We start from the raw sequence: 19,681 nt of genomic DNA, 5'->3' as shown, positions 1-19,681 counted from the left end.
TGACCTCGGACTGCTGTGTCAGGTGTGCCTGCGCTCGTAGCGTTCTCGTTGTAGACGCGCACCATCGAGAGGCATCTGATGAACACTTCACATTCCACCGGACCGGTCACGGTCGGTATCGACGGATCGGAGACCGCACTCGATGCGGTCCGGTTCGCCGTGCAGGAAGCACGCGGGCGGGGCACGTCACTTCGCTTGGTCCACGTGATCGACAGACACGCAATGGCCGAAACGGTATACGGAGCGCCGGATATCGACGGTGACTACGCCCGTGCGGCGTTGAATCGCGCAGCGGACGTCGCTGCCGCGACCGATCCGGCGGTTGCTATGGAAACGGCCGTTCTACAGGGTCGGCCCGAATCGGTGATGTCGACCGAAGCCGGATCTGCGTCCCTGCTGGTACTGGGGACCACCACCGGCAGTGCAGTGGCCGCCTGGGTACTCGGATCGATGGTCGGTGCTGTGGTCGAAGCATCGCCCCACCCCGTGGCGATCGTCCGGCACTTCGACGCGCAAGGGCACGGCCCGGTAGTCGCAGCGTTGGGTGATTCCGAAGTATCGGCGACCGATGTCGTTGTGAATCAAGCATTCCGCGAGGCATCGATACGAGGGACCAGCGTGCTGGCCGTGCATACCCAGGCTGTGTCCTCCATTCTCGCGTCCGCTCTCAGTGGTCCGGGCGACGGGCTTCATCCCGAATCGGCAATGGATGTTCGACTCGAACCCTTCGGCGCGGACTACCCGGACATTCGCGTGGCGTCGGTGTACGCCGAGGCCGACTCGGGATCGGAGCTGGTCGCCGTGTCCGAGACAGCCCAGCTGATGGTGGTCGGTCACGAACGAGACCGAGTGCCGGGACGAACACTGACCGCCGTACTGCGGCATGCCCATTGCCCCGTCCTCGTCGTCCCGCACGCATGAGTACCACGAGGCAGTCTCCGATCGTCGTCGGTGTCGACGGCTCCGGCTCGTCGCTCGACGCAGTCGGATGGGCCGCGCATGCGGCCGAGTTGCGTGGGCTACCGGTGAAGCTGGTATCCGCCTACCAAGTCAAAGCCCTGTACACGAGTTTCGTCGCGCTGCCCACTCACATCGGCTCCGAGGAGCACACAGCCGCAGAGTCGATTCTGGCCTGGGCGACGCTGGTTGCTCGACGCTCGGTGAAGAACCCGGACGCGCTCACCATCATGAGCGAATCGATCGTGGGACCGACCATTCAAGCCATGCTCGATCAGAGCTCGAATGCGTCGATGATGGTGGTCGGCTCGCGCGGCAACGGCGAATACTTCGCCGAACTGCTCGGCTCGGTGAGCACCGCCGTGGCGGTTCAAGCGCACTGCCCGGTCGTCATCGTGCCGGGAAGCGTCGAGTTGGATTCGTCACGAGGGCCTGTTGTCCTCGGAATCGACGGGTCGCCGCACAACCAGAAGGCTGTTCGGTTGGCATTCGACGAAGCCTCACTACGGGGAACAGAATTGGTTGCAGTCCACGTGTCGACGGACGAACTGATCTCGTCGCCCGACGCGTCCGAGACCGACAGATCCGACGCTATCGTGTCGAACGGTCGAACCGTGTTGGCAGAGAGCCTGTCCGGCTGGAGCGAGCAGTATCCGGACGTAGTGGTTCAGCAAAAGGTGTTGCGCGGCAACGTGGTCGAGAAGATCCTCGAGGTATCACCGCGGGCGCAGGCCGTCGTCGTCGGTTCGACCGGCCGCAACGGTTTCAGCGACCGACTTCTCGGATCCACCGTGCGTTCGCTGGCCCACCGCGTCGACTGTCCGTTGATCATCGCCCGCGGGTAGCGAACGTCCTACGGTTGTGGACCCGCTTGTCGATCCCGACGACGAGCGACAGCACGACGGCCACCGCACCGATCAGCAGCCACGAATCGATGCCGATCGGTGCGGTACCGAACAACGCGTTCATGGCCGGAAGATACGTGAGCGCGATCTGGCCGGCTGTTTGGGTGAGCACCCCGACAACGATCCACCGGTTGGTGAACAGACCCAGCTGCCAAGCCGAACGTGTCAGTGATCGACAGCTGAACAGGTAGGCGATCTCGGCAGCGACGAACATGTTGAGCGCGACAGTGCGTGCCTCGTCGAGGCCGGCCCCGCGGCTCTGCTCCCACTCGAAGATCGCCCAGGCACCGACCACGAGCACGGTCGACACCAACAGAATCCGCACCATCAGGGCCCGCGTCAGCAGCGGCTCGTCGGGTCGGCGCGGCAACCTCGACATGATCCCGGGCTCTTTGGGCTCGAACGCCAACATCAGGCCCAATGCGACGGCAGTGGTCATGTTGATCCACAGAATTTGGGTGGGCAGGATCGGCAGAGCGGTGCCGAACACGATCGCGACCAGGATGACGAGGCCCTCGGCAAGATTGGTGGGCAGCGTCCACGCAATGAACTTCGTCAGGTTGTCGAACACACCACGGCCTTCTTCCACCGCGGCCTCGATGGTGGAGAAGTCGTCCTCGGTCAGCACGACATCGGCCGCATCCTTGGCCACCTCGGTTCCGCTGTGGCCCATCGCGACCCCGATGTTCGCCCGGCGCAGTGCAGGCGCATCGTTGACGCCGTCACCGGTCATGGCGACAACGTGGCCGCGCGACTGCAGGGACTCGACCAGCTGAAGCTTCTGTTCGGGGCTGGCCCTGGCGAAGACGACCGCACGATCGACCGCGTCCGGATAGTCGTCCGCGCTCAATGACGACAGATCGGATCCGGTCAGCACCGACCCGTCTGCGTCACCTCGATCCAGCAAACCGACCTGCTGGGCAATGACGGTCGCGGTTACGGCGTGGTCACCGGTGATCATCTTGACGGAGATCCCGGCGGAGCGACAGGCCTGTACAGCGGACGTCGCGGCCTCACGGGGCGGGTCCATCATGGCTTCGAGGCCCGTGAACACGAGCGTCCCCGGCAGGCCGTCCACCGTGAAATCCACTGCCGCTCCGGCGGTTGTGCGCGCAGTGGCCAACACGCGGAGTCCGCGTCCTGCGAGGTCTTCGGCAGCCTCGGATATCCGATGACGATCGATCTGACGCAGCCGGCCTTCGGAATCCATCATCGTCTCGCTCATGTCGCTGACGCGCTCCACGGCCCCCTTGACGAGGGCGAACCCGTGCTCGTCGCTGCTGGAACGATGGAGCGTGGCCATGAACTGCCGGTCCGAGCTGAACGGAATACTCCCCGATCGCGGATGGCCATCGAGGAAGCTCGGGGTGTCGATATCGGCCTTGATCGCAGCCACGATCATCGCGGCTTCCGTCGGATCTCCGACAATCGTCCACTCATCGTCGATCTCTCGCAGCGACGCGTCGTTGCACACGGCACCGGTGAGAAGTGACCACCGCAGTGCGTCGTTGTGGTCCACGGAAACGAGATCACCGTCCTCCGTCAGGTCACCGACAGGCTCGTATCCCGAACCGGTGACCACGACTTCGCCGTCGATCGTCCACAGAGCCCGCACCGTCATCTGATTCTGGGTCAACGTGCCGGTCTTGTCGGAACAGATGACCGTGGTGCTGCCCAGGGTTTCGACAGCGGGCAGCTGCCGGATGACAGCACCATGCCGCGCCATCCGGGAGACCCCGATGGCCAGGGTGATCGTCACTGCTGCGGGCAAGCCCTCGGGAATCGCGCCGACGGCGAGTGCGACTGCGGCGACGAAAGTTTCGACGGTGTCCTGGCCTCGGAGCAGTCCGACTCCGAAGGTGACAGCGGCCAGCCCGAGAATCGCGAACGTCAGGATCCTGCCGAACTCGGCGAGTTTGGCAGTCAGCGGTGTGGCCAGTGGCCGAGCTGACCCGACGAGACGGTGAATGCCACCGAGTTCGGTATCGGACGCGGTGGCGACGGTGAGGCCGGTCCCCGTTCCTGCCGTGACGAGGGTGCCGGAATAGCCCATGTTGGATCGGTCGGCGAGCAGGGTCGACGGCGGCACTGCTGCAGTGCCTTTGGCGGAGGGTTCGGACTCACCGGTCAGGGTGGACTCGTCGACCTCCAAGCCGATCGTATGCACCAGCCTGAGATCGGCAGGGACCTTGTCGCCGGCTTCCAATCGCACCAGGTCGCCCGGCACCACGTCCTCGGACGACAGGGAGTGCACCTCCCCGTCGCGCACCACCCGCGCCGGAGTTCGGGCCATCGATCGAAGAGATTCCAGCGCCGAACCGGCCTTGGACTCCTGAACGAACCCGATCGCTGCGTTGAGCACCACGACAGCGAAAATAACTGCGGAGTCGACGTATTCGGCCAGCCCCGCTGTGATCGTGCCGGCGACGATCAGAACGTAGATCAGCGGATTGTGGAACTGACCGAGCAGGCGTCGGGGCCATCCGGGGCCGGCTCTGGCCGGGAGCACGTTGGGCCCGAACCGGAGAGTTCGTCGGGCCACCTCGTCCACGCTCAGACCGCGATCGAGGCTCGAAGCGACAGAGGCCACCACCTCGTCGACGGATAGAGCGTGGCGTTCCCCAGTGTCTCCGCCCACGAGTGTCACGACCACCGCCACTGCCGAATCTCCGGGAGGTCCTCGAAATGCTCTCGGATGTAGGCGTCGTGGCGTGCGAGTTGGTCCTGGCAGTGCTGCCGCAGTTGCTCGGCACCGGCCGGCGCAGTGCGCGCTCGGTCGAGTGCTGCGAGCGTGAGGTGATAGCGACTGATCTTGTTGAGCACCACCATGTCGAACGGTGTTGTCGTGGTGCCCTGTTCGATGAATCCGCGAACGTGGAACCGTTGGGCGTCGGGTCGGCCGTGCACCAGTTGGTGTACCGCACGGGGATAGCCGTGGAACGCGAAGACCACGTCGACCGAGGCGGTGAACAGTTCCACGAACTGCTCGTCGGAGAATCCGTGCGGATGATCGACGACGGGGAGCAGCGCCATCAGATCGATCACGTTGACCACGCGAACCCTGAGTTCGGGAGTCCACGTACGCAACAATTCTGCTGCAGCGAGGGTTTCCTCGGTCGGCACGTCGCCGGCACACGCCAGAACTATCTCGGGGTCCTCGTCGGTATCGGCCACTTCGGTGCCGGCCCAGTCCCAGCGGGACGCACCAGCCGCGGCATGCGCCCGCGCCTCGGGAAGCGTCAGATACTGCGGGTGATTCTGCTTGTCCACCACCAGAACGTTGACGTGGCCTCGACTGCGGAAGCAATGATCGGCAACGGCGAGCAGAGTGTTGGAGTCCGGTGGTAGCCACACACGCACCACATCCGGCGCCAGCGGAATCACCGCGTCGATCAGTCCAGGGCCCTGATGGCTGAATCCGTTGTGGTCGTTGCGCCAACACGTGCTGGTGAGCAACACGTTGAGCGACGCGACGGGAGCCCGCCACGCGAGTGTGGCCGCATGCTGGAGCCATTTGGTGTGCTGGATCAGCATCGACACGCTCACCATGGCGAAGGCCTCGTAGCTCGCGAACAGACCGTGTCGACCCGACAGCAGGTACGCCTCGAGCCAGCCCTCGCACAGGTGCTCACTGAGCACCTCCATCACGCGGCCGTCGGGACCGAGGTTGTCGTCGAACTCGGTGGTCGGCAACTGCCAGCATCTGTCGGTGGCCTCGAACACGGCCTGCAGGCGGTTGCTCGCGGTCTCGTCGGGACAGAACAGACGAAAGTTACCGCCGCCGTTGGGCTGTGCGTTGTCGAGGTAGATATCGCGCATCATCTCCCCGAGCACCGTGGTCGTCTCGTGCGACGTGCGCCCCGGGGACTCGACGGTGAGCGTATAGTTCTCGAGGTCTCGAATGACCAAGGGCTGCAACAGCACACCGCCGTTGGCGTACGGAGTGGCCCCGAGACGTTCGGTGCCCGACGGTGCGAGCTCGCGAACGGCCGCCACCGGGGCACCGTTGTCGTCGAACAACGATCGGGGATCGTAGGAGAGCAGCCACTTCTCGAGCAGATCCAGATGTGCTGGGTTCTCGCGGACGCCCGACAGCGGCACCTGGTGCGCCCAGTGGGTGCCCTCGATGAGTTTGCCGTCCACCTCGTGCGGTCCGGTCCAGCCCTTGGGAGTGCGGAGAACGATGGCGGGCCATTCGATATCGTGCTGTGGCTCGCCGTTCCGGGCGGCGTGCTGGATTCTCTCGATCGTCTCGTGGGCGCGGGTGAGGGCGCTTTCGAGAGCCGGGAACACCTCTCGTGGATCGTCGCCTTCGACGAACAGTGGTGCCCACCCCTGGCCGCTGAGGTAGTCCGCGATCGATTGATCGGTGCTGCGTCCGAGAACCGTCGGTCCGGAAATCTTCCCGTCGTTCAGGTGCAGGATGGGCAACACGGCACCGTCGCGAATCGGATTGAGAAAGGCCGGGATCTTCCACGAACCGGACAGGGGACCGGTTTCGGCCTCACCGTCCCCGACGACACAGGCGACGATCAGATCGGGATTGTCGAACGCTGCACCGGCGGCGTGGACGAGGGCGTAGCCCAGCTCGCCGCCCTCGTGAATGCTGCCCGGAGTCTGGACACTCACGTGGCTCGGAATGCCGCCGGGAGTGGAGAATTGACGACACAGACGTCGGACGCCGTCGTTGTCGAGCGAGATGTCCGGGTAGATCTCGCTGTAGGTGCCCTCGAGGTAGGTGTTCGCCACCAACGCCGGACCGCCGTGGCCCGGACCGGTGACGTACAGCCAGTCCGAATGGGTTCGACGAATCACGCGATTGAGGAGGGTGTAGATCATCGACAGGCCGGGACTCGTGCCCCAGTGCCCGAGCAGCCTCGGCTTGATGTGCTCCGCCTCCAGAGGCCGACGCAGCAATACGTTGTCCTGCAGATAGATCTGCGCCACCGTCAGATAGTTCGCCGCAGCCCAGTAGCGTAGGTCGGCGTCCAGTTCCTCGGAGTTGTAGGTGGTTTCGGTGGTGGACGCGGTCATCGGTTCGTGGGTACGACGACGACGGGAACATCCACCGAATGCAACACCGCGCGCGAGGTGGAGCCGAGAAGCATCGACGCGAATCCGCCCCGACCGCGGCTTCCCACAACGATCAACTGCGCTGTCTCGGAAGCGCGGACCAGTTCACGAACCGGCCTGTCCTGAACCACCACACGGTGGATGGTGACGTCCGGGTAGTCCTCCGACCATCCGGCCAGGCTCTCCGCCAACGACGTCTTCTCGGCGAGTTCGGAATCGACCCACGGACCCTCGTCGTCGCGCGTCAACACGCTGCCCAGCTCGAGGTCGCTCCAAGCGTGCACCGCGACGAGGTCGACGCCTCGCAGTGACGCTTCCTTCAGAGCGAAGCCGATGGCGGGTTGGCTGTTGGAGGTGCAATCCACGCCGACGACGACCGGACCGTCGCTGATGATGTTGGATTTGATCACGGCCACAGGGCATGTCGCATGCGAGACGACCGCGGTGCTGACCGATCCGATCAATCCACCGGTGAACTCGCCGAGACCTCTCGATCCGACGACGATCATGGCGGGCGCGACGTCGAAATGCGTCAGGTTCCGTGCGGCAGAGCCATGTTCGAGACGAGTGTCGAGAATCAGTGAATTGCCTGCTGCGGCCTTGTGTGCAACATCGACCGCGGCGGTCAGCACGCGCTTGGCCTCGACATCGGGGTCCGAGAACGAACCGATCCGAAGACTGATGGCATCCCCGTAGGTTCCCGGCGCAAACAGAGACGACGTGACCAACTCGAGCGGAGCGTGGCGTCGAACAGCCTCGCGTGTTGCCCAGCGGACCGCGTCGAGCGATGTGGCAGATCCGTCGACTCCGACGACTACCCGGCTCGATGCATTCATGACGAATTCCCGTCCATTGACTTACGTGTGCAGATACACAGCGAGCATGGCCCGAATCGGACCGCCACAGACAGAGGCGGAAGTCCTTCGGTGCGGGGCGGAAGTCCCTGCCGGCTACCCCTAGGGGGTATGACTTGCTATCGTCGGTGACATGCACTCAGTGATCCGACGCAGACGCCCGGGCGTTGCCTCGGCGACCGGATTGCTGATCGCACTGACGATCTTCGGGGTGCTGCTGATGCACTCGGTGACACCGACAACGTCGGCGAGCAGCGAACACGCCGCCATGGCGTCGGCGACCCACCACGAGGATCCGGTACAGGTTGCGACCGGTGAACACGACTGCCCGTCGGCACATCAGATGATGCATCCGTGCGCGGGAACCACGGTGTCGTGGGCTGCGCTGTCGGTCCCAGCGACCGGCGTGGATGTCGTTTACTCGCTGATGTCGGAGGACGGTATCGGTGGGCGCACCGACTCCATCTCGGAGCGTGCGCCGCCGTGGACCCTCTGGGAGCTGGACAGGTCGGTGACCTTGCGAGTGTGACAGGGAGCCCGGTGGACGCACCACCACCGGCGGATCGCCGTACCCAGATCCCTGTATTTCGCACTTGTTCAAGGAGATTCACATGCGTACAACACTCGTCGCTTCGCTGGCTGCCGCCACCGTGAGCGCATTCCTTCTCGCCGGCTGTAGTAGCGACGACTCGTCGATGGACGGCCATTCGATGGGCTCGCCGAACTCGTCGTCGGCGTCATCGGACCAGGCCGACGCGTCCGCAGAATTCAACGATGCGGACGTGATGTTCGCTCGGATGATGTACCCGCATCATGCGCAGGCGGTCGAGATGGCGGCAATGGTCGATGGCCGCACCGACAATTCGGACGTCGTGGCCTTGGCGTCGGCGATCGAAGCCGCGCAGCAACCGGAGATGGACCGGATGACGGCCTGGCTCGCCGAATGGGGTCAGCCCGCACCCTCGTCCGACATGGGTGAGATGGGCGGAATGGACCACAGCTCGGGCATGGGCATGGGCATGATGACCCAACAGGACATGGACGCGCTGAGTGCGGCCACCGGTGCCGAGTTCGACCGCCAATGGTTGACGATGATGATCGAGCACCACGAGGGCGCAATCGAGATGGCGAACATCGAGATCGCCGACGGCTCGAACCCCGACGCGCAGGAGATGGCGCGCACGATCGTGGCCTCACAGCAGCAGGAAATCGACACCATGCAGGCGTTGCTCGGCTGATCTGCACAGACACCGAAGGCCGCACCCTCTCATCGGGGGTGCGGCCCTCGGCCGTGCCGGGACGATTCGGCGTCGTCGATGGCTCAGTGCACAGGTCGGCCGGTCACCGCGTCGGGGGAGAGGTCGAGTCGACGGAGTAGCTGCGCGTTGGCGGCGACGACGATCGTCGACAGTGACATCAGGACGGCACCGATCGACATGGGGAGCACGAAGCCGACCGGTGCCAGCACTCCTGCCGCGAGCGGAACCGATATCAGGTTGTATCCCGCTGCCCACCACAGGTTTTGCTTCATCTTGCGGTACGAGGCGCGGGAGAGTTCGATCACCGACAGCACGGACCGGGGGTCGTCGCTGGCCAGGATCACTCCCGCCGACGCGATCGCGACATCGGTACCGGCTCCGATCGCGATACCCACATCCGCCTGCGCCAATGCCGGGGCGTCGTTGACCCCGTCGCCGACCATCGCGACGGTGCGTCCTTCTTGTTGCAGGGTCGCAACAGTGTGCGACTTGTCTGCCGGTTTCACTCCGGCGAAGAACCGGTCCACCCCGAGTTCGGTGGCAACGGATTTCGCGACGGCGTCGGCGTCTCCGGTGATCATCACCACCGTGATCTCTCGGGCGTGCAACGCGTCGATCGCAGTGCGTGATTCGGGTCGAATCTCGTCGGCGAGGGCGAGCGCTCCGATGACGGTGTCGCCGGCGAGGACATGCAGGATGATCGCCCCGCCCTCGCGCCATCGATCGGCGACAGAGAGTTCGGTTGCGTGTTCCTGCTTCAGTAGTGCAGGCCCGCCGACCTGGATGTGGAGTCCGTCGACGTCGGCGGACACCCCGATCGCCGGGGACGATCGGAAGTCGGTGGCCGCAGGAACGGTCAGCTCTCGGTGTCTCGCAGCGGCGACGATGGCGCGCGCCAACGGGTGCTCGGAGTCGGCTTCCGCGGCTGCAGCCAGCGCCAGGACGTCGTCGGGGCTGCGGCCGGCGGTCACCTCGATCGCGGTGACGGTGGGTTCGCCTTTGGTGAGGGTGCCGGTCTTGTCGAACAGCACGGTGTCCACCGTCCTCATGGTTTCGAGTGCGAGCCGGTCCTTGACAAGCACGCCGCCGCGGGCGGCTCGTTCGGTGGCGATGGACACGACCAGCGGGATCGCCAAGCCGAGTGCGTGCGGGCAGGCGATGACCAGCACCGTGATCGTGCGGACAACGGCGTCGTCGGGCATCCCGAACAGTGTCCACGCGGCGGCGGTGAGGCCGGCCGATCCGAGGGCGAACCAGAACAACCACCCCGCTGCGGTGTCGGCAATGCGTTGAGCTCGCGACGTCGAGTTCTGGGCGTCGGCAACCAACCGGCCGATTCCGGCGAGTGCGGTGTCCTCTCCGATGGCGGTGACCTGTACGCGAAGACCGGAATCGCTGGCCACTGTTCCCGCGACGACCTGATCGCCTTCGCGGCGACGGACCGTCTTCGATTCACCGGTGATCATCGATTCGTCCATGCTCGCCGAGCCGGCGACGACAGTGCCGTCGGCGGGCACCCGTCCTCCGGGACGGACGACGACGACATCGCCGAGTCGGAGCTGGTCCGGGGATACCTGCACGACATCGTCGTTCTCGACGCGTTCAGCGGTGTCGGGCAGCAGTGCTGCCAGAGAATCCAGCGCGGATGTGGTCTGCGCCAGCGATCGCATTTCGATCCAGTGCCCGAGCAGCATGATCACGATCAGCAGGGCCAGCTCCCACCAGAAGTCGAGCTGATGATCGAGGATGCCCAGGCTTGCGCCCATCGATGCACCGAACGCGACGGTGATCGCCAGTGCGATGAGGAGCATCATGCCCGGAGCGCGCGAACGGATTTCGCTCACTGCGCCGGTGAGGAACGGAGAACCGCCCCAGGCGAACATCACGGTGCCCAGCACCGGGGAGATCCAGGCGATCCATGGCTCGTCGGGCAGTGGGTATCCGACGAGCATCGCGAACATGTCGGACGCGAGGACGACGGGGACGGCAAGCACGACCATGATGGCGAACAGGCGTCGGAACATCCCGACGTGATCGCCGTGCCCAGCGTGGTCGCTGTGTCCTTGGTGTCCTTCGTGTTCCGAATGTGTCGAGTGTTCCGTGTGCGTGTGCGTGTGGGTCATCGTGCTGGTCCTTCCCGCTGACGAGTTCGGCGGCTACGAATGGTGTGAACTGGAGGGATCCGCGACGGCCGAATAGCCGGCCTGTCGGACCGCGGCGATGACGTCTGACTCGTGGAGCGCCGGCGTACCGACCACGGTCAGTGTCCCACTGGCGGCGGACACGACCATGGACTCCACCTCGGCGAGCTCGCCGACCTCTTCGGTGATCGACGCTTCGCAGTGGCCGCAGGTCATGCCGGTGACTCGATAGTTGCTGGTGAACAGTTCCATTTCTCCGCCTTTGCTCGCATACCCCTAGGGGGTATCTTGGGTGACGGCTCGAACATACCCCCTCTGGGTATGCTTGGAAAGGGGCGGGTCGAATCGAATTCTGCTCGAGTAGGCTGCGATATCGGAGAGTCCTTCTCTGCGGGTCCGTCCGAGGGAGAGCGTTCACATGGCACGTCCACGGGTATTGGTCATCGGCGGGGGATTCGGTGGGCTCCACGCGGCCCGTCGCCTACGCGGTGAGGACGTCGACGTCACCGTGCTCGAACGCGGCACCTCCCACGTCTTCCAGCCGCTGCTCTATCAGTGCGCCACCGGTCTGGTGTCCGAGGGATCGATCGCCAGTCCACTGCGACACCTGCTGCGTAAGCAGAAGAACGTGCATGTGGCATTGGGCGAAGCGACGTCCGTGACCGCAGTGGGTGACGGCGGAGTGGTGACGGCGAGTCGGTTCGACGGCTCGACGTTCGAGCTGCCCTACGACTACCTCGTCGTCGCCGTCGGAATGCAGCAGGCCTATCACGGCCACGACGAATACGTGCAGTGGGCACCGGGCATGAAGACCCTCGACGATGCCCTCGCGATCAGGCGAAAGCTGATCTCCGCCTTCGAGATGGCCGAATCCCTGCCCACCGCCGACGAACGCCGACCCTGGCTCACCTTCGCCGTGGCAGGGGGAGGTCCGACCGGAGTCGAATTGGCCGGGCAGATAAGAGAACTCGCCACCAGGGCATTGGCGAAAGAGTTCGACGCCATCCACCCGTCGGAAGCGCGAGTGCTGCTCTTTCACGGCGGCGATCGCGTTCTCGAATCGTTCCCCGACTCCCTGACGAAAAAAGCGCAGCGCACGCTCGACGCGGTAGGCGTGGAAACCCATCTCGGAGTTCACGTCACCGACGTCACGGCCACCGACGTCGAGGTGACGGCCAAGGCCGAACCCAAGACCGTCACTCGCTACGGCACCCACACCGTGCTGTGGACCGCAGGCGTCGAAGCCGTACCGTTCGTGAAGCAACTCGCCGACGCGATGGGCGTCGAGCAGGATCGCTCCGGACGCATCGCGGTGCAACCGGACCTCTCGATCCCAGGGCATCGCACGGTGTTCGTCGTCGGAGACATCATGTCGCTGAACAAGCTTGCGGGAGTAGCCGAAGTGGCGATGCAGGGCGGCCGAGCGGCGGGTGCGGCGATCGCAGCAGACCTGTCCGGTTCTGTGCGAAAGGATTTCAAGTATCGAGACCTCGGCACCGCGGCCTACATCGCCCGCGGTCACGCTCTGGTACAGGCCGGGCCGCTACGGATGTCCGGATTCCTCGGCTGGGTCTCGTGGGGCGTCATCCACATCGCGTTCCTGGCCGGCAACCGCAATCGCGTCGGGACGCTGATCAACTGGGCCGCAACCCTGGCCACCGGCACCCGACGCGAACGGGCCATCACCTACGGCGACCCGGAAACGGCGCGTAAGCCGTACCACTGAGCGCACCCCACTGTTCAGTACCGTCGCCGATCTGCGGAAATCCGCGATCGGTCGACGGTAGTGAACGGTCAGGTGCGGATCAGCCGATGCCGGGGATGAAGCCGGGGTAGACGAAGTGCCCGGGCCCGCCGCCGGGCAACAGCTGACCCGTCGAACCCGGGTAGTTCATGTTCAGCGGAATCAGCTTGTGCGGGTTGCCGTTCGAGTCGGCCTGCCAGCACTCGAGCAACACGCCATGGAAACCGGTGCACACGATGCGAGTGCTGTTGCCGTAGGGCGAGGTCAGTCTGTTCTTGCTGACGAAGGGGTTCCAGTAGTCCGGGTCCTGAGGAGTGAGGAAGCCGGTGACATCCTGTGGGGCCGTCGGACTCGGATACGGCGGCGGAGTGGGCCATTCGTCGGCGGCGGCCGTTCCCATGCCGAGAGCGGCGGCACCTGCAATGACGCACGCGATGACGGCTGTGCGACGAAACATCTCGATCGACTCCTTCGCTGGGGCTGGCACCCAATAGACCACAGACACCCGTTCCGAGGGAATACCTCTACGTTGAAGACATGATCGCGGATCGGTACGGGCCAGTTGTGGCAACGGTATGCGGTGGATTCGTTGCCGGATACTCGATTCGCGAATCGCTCGGCCAGGACTTGTTCCACATCGAGTCCTCGGGCAAGTGGTACGGGGCATTCGTCACCGCGCAGTGGGCGGGCACCCTCGCGGTGATGGCCGCTGTGGTCGTGCTCGCGGTAGTTCATCGCCGACGCCCCCGGGTGTCGGCTGCAGTGGCTGCCGCGCTCGGGGCGGTAGTGATTGCGCTGCCGTCGTTCGCACCGATCGCGTCCAACCAAGCGGTGACGACCAACGCCCTCGGTGCCGGCGTTCTGGTCGGCGTCTGCGGATTCGTCGCCAGTGGACGCAGACTTCCGTCTGCAGGCATCGCGGTCGGGCTGCTGGGCTCGATGTTGTTCTACCACGCGATCTCTGCGCTACGCGGACCGCGTGAGGGACGATGGATGGATGGGTTGGCACCGCAGCACGTCGAATCGACCGTCCCGCTGCTCCTCCTGCTCGCAACCACTGGTGTCCTGCTCGTGGCCGTCCGGCGCGCACCCGTGGGACGATTCGAATCCTCCGACGCGGTGGCCGCTCTCGTGCTGGGATTCGTCTGTCTGACGGCCTATACCTACCTCGGCAACACGACGTCGACGGTGACCATGTGGATGTTCGCCGTCGCGATCGTGGTCCTCCTTACCTACGCCGTCGCGTTCGACCTCGGTGGCCGCGACGGCCGATACATGATGCTGGGGTTGGCGATCGCGGCGTCCGGGGTCAATTCGCTGGGATGGTCGGACGCGTCGTGGTGGGTGCTGCCGATCTCTGCGTCGCTGTTCGTTGCGGCGGTAGGGATTGGCCTGCGCCGAGACCTGTCGACCCCCGCGCTCGTGCTGCTGGCCGTGGTCACGGCCACCGGTCTGCTTGCGATCGACGACAGTGCGGTCAATGTCGTTGGAACCGTTGCCTATTGCACTCTATATCCCGTCGCCCTCGGCCTGGCCGTCGGGTCGATGCAACCCACCCGCACGGTGGCGTCGAGCATCGGTCCGCTGATTCCGTTCGCGCTGACGCTGTTCTGGGTGTCGGCTCCGGTGCCGCCGCGGGAATTCGGATGGACGGACGGCACGCCCGAGGACTATGTGCGGCCCATCGTCTGGCTGTATTCGCCGCTACCCGTCGGCGTGGTGGTCGCGATGATCGTCATCGTGGGTTGCCTTGTCGTCATTCGACACGACGACCGCGAGCATCACGATCGAGTCTCGGATTCGTCCGGTCCATAACTTACCGGTCGGTTGCTCGAGGTAACGTCACCTCATCTTCGGCCGATGTAGAGACTCGACCGGTGTAACTCGACGAAAAGGTGAAACAGCGTGCCACGATCTCGACGACACGGCTTCCGGCGAATCGGTTCGGCTACGGCCGTCGCCCTCGCAGTGGCGATTCTTCCGACCGCGCTGATGACGCCCGTCGCGTCCGCAGACGAACTGCCTGCGGCCACGACGCAGTCGAGCAACGGATCGCGGATCGAATCGGTGAACACTCTCGACAACCGCCAGGTTCAGCTCCAGGTGTTCTCGGCGTCGATGAACCGCACCATTCCGGTGACGGTGCAGAAGCCGGCCGACGACAGCGTGTCCCGCCCGGTGCTCTACCTGCTCAACGGCGCAGGCGGCGGCGAGGATGCCGCATCGTGGCAGTCGCAGACCGACGCCGAGGCCTTCCTCTCGGACAAGAACGCGTACATCGTGACTCCGCAGAAGGGCAAGTGGTCGTACTACACCGACTGGATCCAGGACGATCCGAAGCTCGGCAGCAACAAGTGGAGCACCTTCCTCGGTGAAGAACTGCCCCCGCTGATCGACGCCCAGTTCGACACCAACGGCCGCCAGTCGCTCGCAGCACTGTCCATGACGGGCACCTCGGTTCTCAACATCGCGATCAAGTACCCGGGCAAGTTCACCGGCGTCGCTGCGTACAGCGGCTGCGCTCAGACCTCCGACCCCATCGGTCAGCAGTTCGTCAAGCTCGTCGTCGAGACCTACGGCGGCGGCAACGTCGAGAACATGTGGGGACCGCTCGACGGCCCCGTGTGGCGCGAGAACGATCCGCTGCTCAACGCCGAGAAGCTCCGCGGAACGCAGATCTACATGAGCACCGGCAGCGGCCTGCCCGGTGCACCGAACGACACCTACGCCAACCCGCGTCTGAAGAACGACCCGGCGACGCTCGCCAACCAGGTCATCGTCGGCGGCGGCATCGAAGTTGCCACCAACTTCTGCACCTCGAACCTGGCCAAGCGGCTCGACCAGCTCGGAATCCCGGCCACCGTGGACTTCCGCCCGATCGGAAACCACTCGTGGGGCTACTGGCAGGACGACCTGCACAACTCCTGGCCGTTCCTGGCGGGATCGCTCGGCATCTGATCCTCGTAACACCGAACAACGGCCACTCGCACCTCGCGTGCGGGTGGCCGTTCTTCGTTCTCCGGGGCGGTGGATCGGTGTAGAAATCGAACGTATGATCGAACGATGGCACGGCGCGCGCAACCTCGACCGGCGTCTGCCGTGCGGCCGTTCAAGCTGCTCCGACCACCGCTGAAGGTCTGGATCGACCTCAACATCCTCTACCCGCTTCCGCCGCACCACTCGTCGAAGTTCAACCCCGAGGGATTCGATGTGCGACGCGTCGTACCGGGAGATCTGGTCGAATGGTCCATCACCGTCGACGGGGATTGGCTCGGTCGCGTCACGTACGAGTTGATGTCACGAGACCGAAGCGAAACCGTCACGCACTGGGTGCCCAGCCGGGCACTCAAGCCGCTGTAGAGACGAGAGAAGCCCCGCCTCGAACGGGAGGCGGGGCTTCTCTCGTGCAATTACCGTCAGAAGCTGTGCTTGCGAGCCTTCTTGGCGAGCTTGCGGGTGGTGCGCTTCGACGGCACGAACAGGTGCGCAGCGCTGTTGCGACGGTTGCGTCGACGGATCAGCACGAACGCGACAGCACCGGCAACGGCTGCGATGGCGGCGATGACGGGAGTACCGACCTTCGCGGCCTCGGCCACATCCTCGCTGTCGATGTTGCGAACCTTGTTCTTCACGTCGTCGGCGACGGCGGAGGCCTTGTCGGCTGCCTTGTCGGCGACCTGGGAGGCCTTCTCCTTCACGTCGTCGGCATCGACGTTGCCGACCTTGTTCTTGACGGTGTCCTTGACGTCCTCGGCAACGTCGGCCGCCTTGTCGGCGACGTCGGAGGCGGCATGCTTGGCCTCCTTGGCTGCACCGGCTGCGGAGTCGGCAACACTTTCGGCGGCGTCGGAGACCTTGTCGGCGGCCTGGTGAGTGTTGGCCTTGGCCTGATCCTTGGCACCTTCGGCGCGAAGGCTGTCGTCACCGGTCGCCTCGCCTGCCTTCTCCTTCGCAGTCCCGGCAAGTTCCTCTGCCTTGTGCTGAGCCTTGTCGATGAAGTCGGCCATCGGTGCGTACCTCTTTCGTGTAGGTCGTCTCCGGACATCCGGAGCTGGGGGCGTCGCGGACGACGCCGATAAGTATGAGTCGATCCAGCTGCTCCGAAACATACGTCGAGCAGGAGTGTGATGGGTCACTATCGATGGTCGGGCTATACGGGTCGGGGCGTCCGCAGCGCGGCGGTGACCAGTTCGACGAGGGTGTCGATGTACGGGGTGAAGGTGTCATCGGTCGGTTCGGCACTCGAGCTGCAGCTCAGAGCCCACTCCTGGGCGAAGATATTGGCGGCGCCGATGATCGCGAGAATGACCAGACGATAGTTTCTGTCGGGCAGTTCTCCTCGTGCTGCGGCGGCAGTTGTCAGGGAACCGAACATCTCGACGATGACGTCTCGCTGATTCATGCGCCACAGCTCGATATCGGTACTGACTCCGACCACCTCGACGTAGCAGACCCGAGCCGACATCCGGGTGCGACACGTGACGCCGAGGTACGCCCGGATCGCGGCGTCGATCGACGCCACCGCCGATTGCTGACCGTCGCCGGACAGTGCGTCTCGCGCAGCGCGCTCGCCGTCCTGATTCAAGGTGGTGACGATCTTCTTGAGCAGCTCCGTCCGGCTTCCGATCTCGCGATAGAAGTGACGGGTCGACACGTTCGATTCCGAGCACAACATGCCGATCGTCGTCGCGGCGTATCCGTGCGTGCCGAACAGACCGATCCCGGTATCCATCAGACGGGTAATACGTTCGGAGGAACGCTCCTGTGGGGATCTGCCTGCGTACTTCCGATCGGGCATGGGTCCGAGCGTACTGATCGAACTCGCCCACGTCGGGTGATGTCACAGAACGGAACGGACCGCTCCCGAGCTCACCACGTGCGTCGACGCGTCCGCAGTCGCTTCGACAACGTCGAGCGCACCGGCTTGTACGCGCCGGCCAGAGAGCGTCGGTCGAAGTCCATGCCTGCGCCGCGTGAAGTGAACAGGACGAGGGCGATGACTCCTGCGGCCCCGACCACCACAGGAGTCATCGGTCGCTGCTTCCAATGGGACGTGTGCGGTTCATGAGAGTTCCTGTCTTCGGTGTACCAAAAGACTGGCATTGACATCGCCATTCGTCAATGGCACATTATGTGATGTAAGTCGCGGTGCCGCTGCTTCCGGCGCGAACCTCGATGGAGTTCGGCAAGACAGCGAGGTGCGACGTGAAGAAGAGTCCAGGCCAGTGGCCCGAGATCGGCAGTTCGATCGAAGACGACTTCAAGGACGTGCTCATCATCGGAGCCGGTATCTCGGGGGTCGGCGCGGCATATCGCCTGCAGCAGATGGCGCCCGAAATGACCTACGCCGTTCTCGAAGGGCGCGAGCGAGCAGGTGGCACGTGGGACCTGTTCCGCTACCCGGGTATTCGTTCCGACAGTGACATCTTCACCTTCGCGTTTCCGCACACTCCGTGGCAGGGCGACACCCTGCTCGCTCACGGCGAAGACATCCGCAACTACATCGTCGACACCGTCGAATCCAACGGCATCGACGAGCACACGCATTTCTCGACCATGGTCACCGCGGCGAACTGGGACTCGTCGACGGATCTGTGGACCGTCGACACCGTGTCCAACGGCGTGCCGAAGCGCTACCGCAGCAGATTCGTGTTCCTGTGCACCGGCTACTTCGACTATGCGGGCGGATACTCTCCCGACATACCCGGACTGGACGACTTCGCCGGACAGGTCGTGCATCCGCAGCAGTGGCCGGAGGGCCTCGACCACTCCGGCAAGAAGGTCGTCGTGATCGGAAGTGGTGCAACCGCAATCACGTTGGTGCCATCGTTGGCTGCCGATGCGGCATCGGTGACGATGCTGCAGCGTTCACCGACCTACATCGCGTCATTACCGATGACCGATCCGTTCACCACGATCACCAAGCGACTACTGCCGGACACGCTCGCCCACAGCGCACTTCGCTGGCGCAACGCCCTGCTGATGGTCGGTTCCTACCAGCTCTGCCGCCGCGCACCGAAGACGGCCCGCAAGGTCTTTCGCGCGATGACGAAGGCTCAGCTGCCACGCGGGTACGACGTCGACACGCACTTCAACCCGACCTACGACCCCTGGGACCAGCGACTGTGCGTCGTGCCCGACGGCGATCTCTTCAAGGCCATTCGCTCCGGTCGCGCGACCGTGGTGACCGACAAGATCGCCGAGATCACCGCCGATGGGATTCGGTTGGAATCGGGTGACGAGATCCCGGCCGACATCATCGTCACCGCAACGGGATTGAAGCTGCAGGCGATCGGCGGTATCGAGTTGTCGTTGGACGGCGCGCGCGTCGAAGTGCACGACAAGTTCGTCTACAAGGGCCACATGCTCGAGGACGTACCCAACGTGGCCTGGTCCATCGGGTACACGAACGCATCGTGGACGCTCAAGGCCGACATGACCGCGCAAGCCGTGGCGAAACTGTTGATTCACATGAGATCTCGCGGTCATACCCGCGCGATTCCGAACCGGCAGGACAAGAAGCTGACCGCCCGACCGGTCGTGGATCTCGCGTCCGGATATGTCACCAGGTCGCTCGACCAGTTGCCGAAATCGGGAACCGAACGCCCGTGGTCCGTACGCCAGAACTATATTCTCGATCGAATCGACGCTCGATTCGACGACCTCACCGAATCCATGACGTTCGGACGGACCGTGCCGAGCCAGGTGGCCGGTCCCGAGGCAGTAGACGTTTTCACGGCGTAGACGA

18 protein-coding genes are annotated in these 19,681 nt (G+C 64.5%); 9 read left to right on the top strand and 9 right to left on the bottom strand.

Annotated elements, in window-relative coordinates:
- Positions 1–78: 78 nt before the first annotated feature.
- Entirely contained in the window at positions 79–921 is an 843-nt protein-coding gene (locus AYK61_RS13100) for a universal stress protein (RefSeq protein WP_121871071.1), read from the top strand.
- Positions 918–1,802 (top strand): universal stress protein, encoded by an 885-nt coding sequence (locus tag AYK61_RS13095; protein WP_121871070.1) that lies wholly within the window; start codon positions 918–920, stop codon positions 1,800–1,802. The genes AYK61_RS13100 and AYK61_RS13095 overlap by 4 nt, the downstream gene beginning before the upstream one ends.
- On the opposite strand, the gene AYK61_RS13090 is transcribed toward AYK61_RS13095, so the two are convergent.
- The 3 genes from AYK61_RS13090 to AYK61_RS13080 are packed head-to-tail and all read right to left on the bottom strand — an operon-like array spanning position 1,786 to position 7,771.
- Complete coding sequence (locus AYK61_RS13090) at positions 1,786–4,509, bottom strand: HAD-IC family P-type ATPase (RefSeq protein ID WP_121872717.1); 2,724 nt, start codon at positions 4,507–4,509, stop codon at positions 1,786–1,788. The genes AYK61_RS13095 and AYK61_RS13090 overlap by 17 nt on opposite strands.
- Positions 4,506–6,896: a phosphoketolase gene (locus AYK61_RS13085; RefSeq protein ID WP_121871069.1), complete on the bottom strand. Its 2,391-nt coding sequence runs from the start codon at positions 6,894–6,896 to the stop codon at positions 4,506–4,508. The genes AYK61_RS13090 and AYK61_RS13085 overlap by 4 nt, the downstream gene beginning before the upstream one ends.
- On the bottom strand, positions 6,893–7,771 hold the full coding sequence (locus AYK61_RS13080) for a universal stress protein (protein ID WP_121871068.1): 879 nt from the start codon (positions 7,769–7,771) through the stop codon (positions 6,893–6,895). The genes AYK61_RS13085 and AYK61_RS13080 overlap by 4 nt, the downstream gene beginning before the upstream one ends.
- 151 nt (positions 7,772–7,922) lie before the next feature.
- Between AYK61_RS13080 and AYK61_RS13075 the strand changes: the two genes are divergently transcribed.
- On the top strand, positions 7,923–8,318 hold the full coding sequence (locus AYK61_RS13075; protein ID WP_121871067.1) for a DUF6153 family protein: 396 nt from the start codon (positions 7,923–7,925) through the stop codon (positions 8,316–8,318).
- An 82-nt stretch (positions 8,319–8,400) separates the two neighbouring features.
- Positions 8,401–9,027: a DUF305 domain-containing protein gene (locus AYK61_RS13070; protein ID WP_121872716.1), complete on the top strand. Its 627-nt coding sequence runs from the start codon at positions 8,401–8,403 to the stop codon at positions 9,025–9,027.
- An 83-nt stretch (positions 9,028–9,110) separates the two neighbouring features.
- On the opposite strand, the gene AYK61_RS13065 is transcribed toward AYK61_RS13070, so the two are convergent.
- Positions 9,111–11,171 carry a heavy metal translocating P-type ATPase gene (locus AYK61_RS13065; protein WP_121871066.1) on the bottom strand — a complete coding sequence of 687 codons (2,061 nt, stop codon included), beginning with the start codon at positions 11,169–11,171 and terminating at the stop codon, positions 9,111–9,113.
- A 33-nt stretch (positions 11,172–11,204) separates the two neighbouring features.
- A complete protein-coding gene (locus AYK61_RS13060; protein WP_310886825.1) occupies positions 11,205–11,441 on the bottom strand; it encodes a heavy metal-associated domain-containing protein in 237 nt (78 codons plus the stop codon).
- A 166-nt stretch (positions 11,442–11,607) separates the two neighbouring features.
- Between AYK61_RS13060 and AYK61_RS13055 the strand changes: the two genes are divergently transcribed.
- Positions 11,608–12,915, top strand: a complete 1,308-nt coding sequence (locus tag AYK61_RS13055) for an NAD(P)/FAD-dependent oxidoreductase (protein WP_121871065.1) — start codon at positions 11,608–11,610, stop codon at positions 12,913–12,915.
- A gap of 79 nt (positions 12,916–12,994) precedes the next feature.
- Here AYK61_RS13055 and AYK61_RS13050 read toward each other — a convergent pair whose 3' ends face one another.
- Positions 12,995–13,390: a hypothetical protein gene (locus AYK61_RS13050; RefSeq protein ID WP_121871064.1), complete on the bottom strand. Its 396-nt coding sequence runs from the start codon at positions 13,388–13,390 to the stop codon at positions 12,995–12,997.
- A gap of 80 nt (positions 13,391–13,470) precedes the next feature.
- Between AYK61_RS13050 and AYK61_RS13045 the strand changes: the two genes are divergently transcribed.
- The 3 genes from AYK61_RS13045 to AYK61_RS13035 all read left to right on the top strand — a co-directional run bounded on the left by AYK61_RS13045 (position 13,471) and on the right by AYK61_RS13035 (position 16,293).
- Entirely contained in the window at positions 13,471–14,748 is a 1,278-nt protein-coding gene (locus AYK61_RS13045; RefSeq protein ID WP_121871063.1) for a hypothetical protein, read from the top strand.
- Positions 14,749–14,925: 177 nt separating this feature from the next.
- Positions 14,926–15,891 carry an alpha/beta hydrolase gene (locus AYK61_RS13040; RefSeq protein WP_374700532.1) on the top strand — a complete coding sequence of 322 codons (966 nt, stop codon included), beginning with the start codon at positions 14,926–14,928 and terminating at the stop codon, positions 15,889–15,891.
- 105 nt (positions 15,892–15,996) lie between these two features.
- The gene (locus AYK61_RS13035) at positions 15,997–16,293 is read left to right on the top strand and encodes a hypothetical protein (protein ID WP_121871062.1); all 297 of its coding nucleotides are present in this window, start codon (positions 15,997–15,999) and stop codon (positions 16,291–16,293) included.
- Positions 16,294–16,349: 56 nt separating this feature from the next.
- Here the strand turns inward: AYK61_RS13035 and AYK61_RS28255 are convergent, their stop codons facing one another.
- The 3 genes from AYK61_RS28255 to AYK61_RS27310 form a co-directional block, all read right to left on the bottom strand.
- Positions 16,350–16,940: a CsbD family protein gene (locus AYK61_RS28255; RefSeq protein ID WP_121871061.1), complete on the bottom strand. Its 591-nt coding sequence runs from the start codon at positions 16,938–16,940 to the stop codon at positions 16,350–16,352.
- A 143-nt stretch (positions 16,941–17,083) separates the two neighbouring features.
- On the bottom strand, positions 17,084–17,731 hold the full coding sequence (locus AYK61_RS13025) for a TetR/AcrR family transcriptional regulator (protein ID WP_121871060.1): 648 nt from the start codon (positions 17,729–17,731) through the stop codon (positions 17,084–17,086).
- Between the two features lie 71 nt (positions 17,732–17,802).
- Entirely contained in the window at positions 17,803–17,964 is a 162-nt protein-coding gene (locus AYK61_RS27310; RefSeq protein WP_183130260.1) for a hypothetical protein, read from the bottom strand.
- A 174-nt stretch (positions 17,965–18,138) separates the two neighbouring features.
- Between AYK61_RS27310 and AYK61_RS13020 the strand changes: the two genes are divergently transcribed.
- The gene (locus AYK61_RS13020) at positions 18,139–19,677 is read left to right on the top strand and encodes an NAD(P)/FAD-dependent oxidoreductase (RefSeq protein ID WP_310886824.1); all 1,539 of its coding nucleotides are present in this window, start codon (positions 18,139–18,141) and stop codon (positions 19,675–19,677) included.
- The last annotated feature ends 4 nt before the right edge of the window (positions 19,678–19,681 follow it).

It is taken from the genome of Rhodococcus sp. SBT000017, from assembly GCF_003688915.1.
In the GTDB taxonomy this organism is placed as follows: domain Bacteria; phylum Actinomycetota; class Actinomycetes; order Mycobacteriales; family Mycobacteriaceae; genus Rhodococcoides.
The sequence above is the reverse complement of the archived record's forward strand: the minus strand, read 5'-3'. Positions and strand labels throughout refer to the sequence as shown.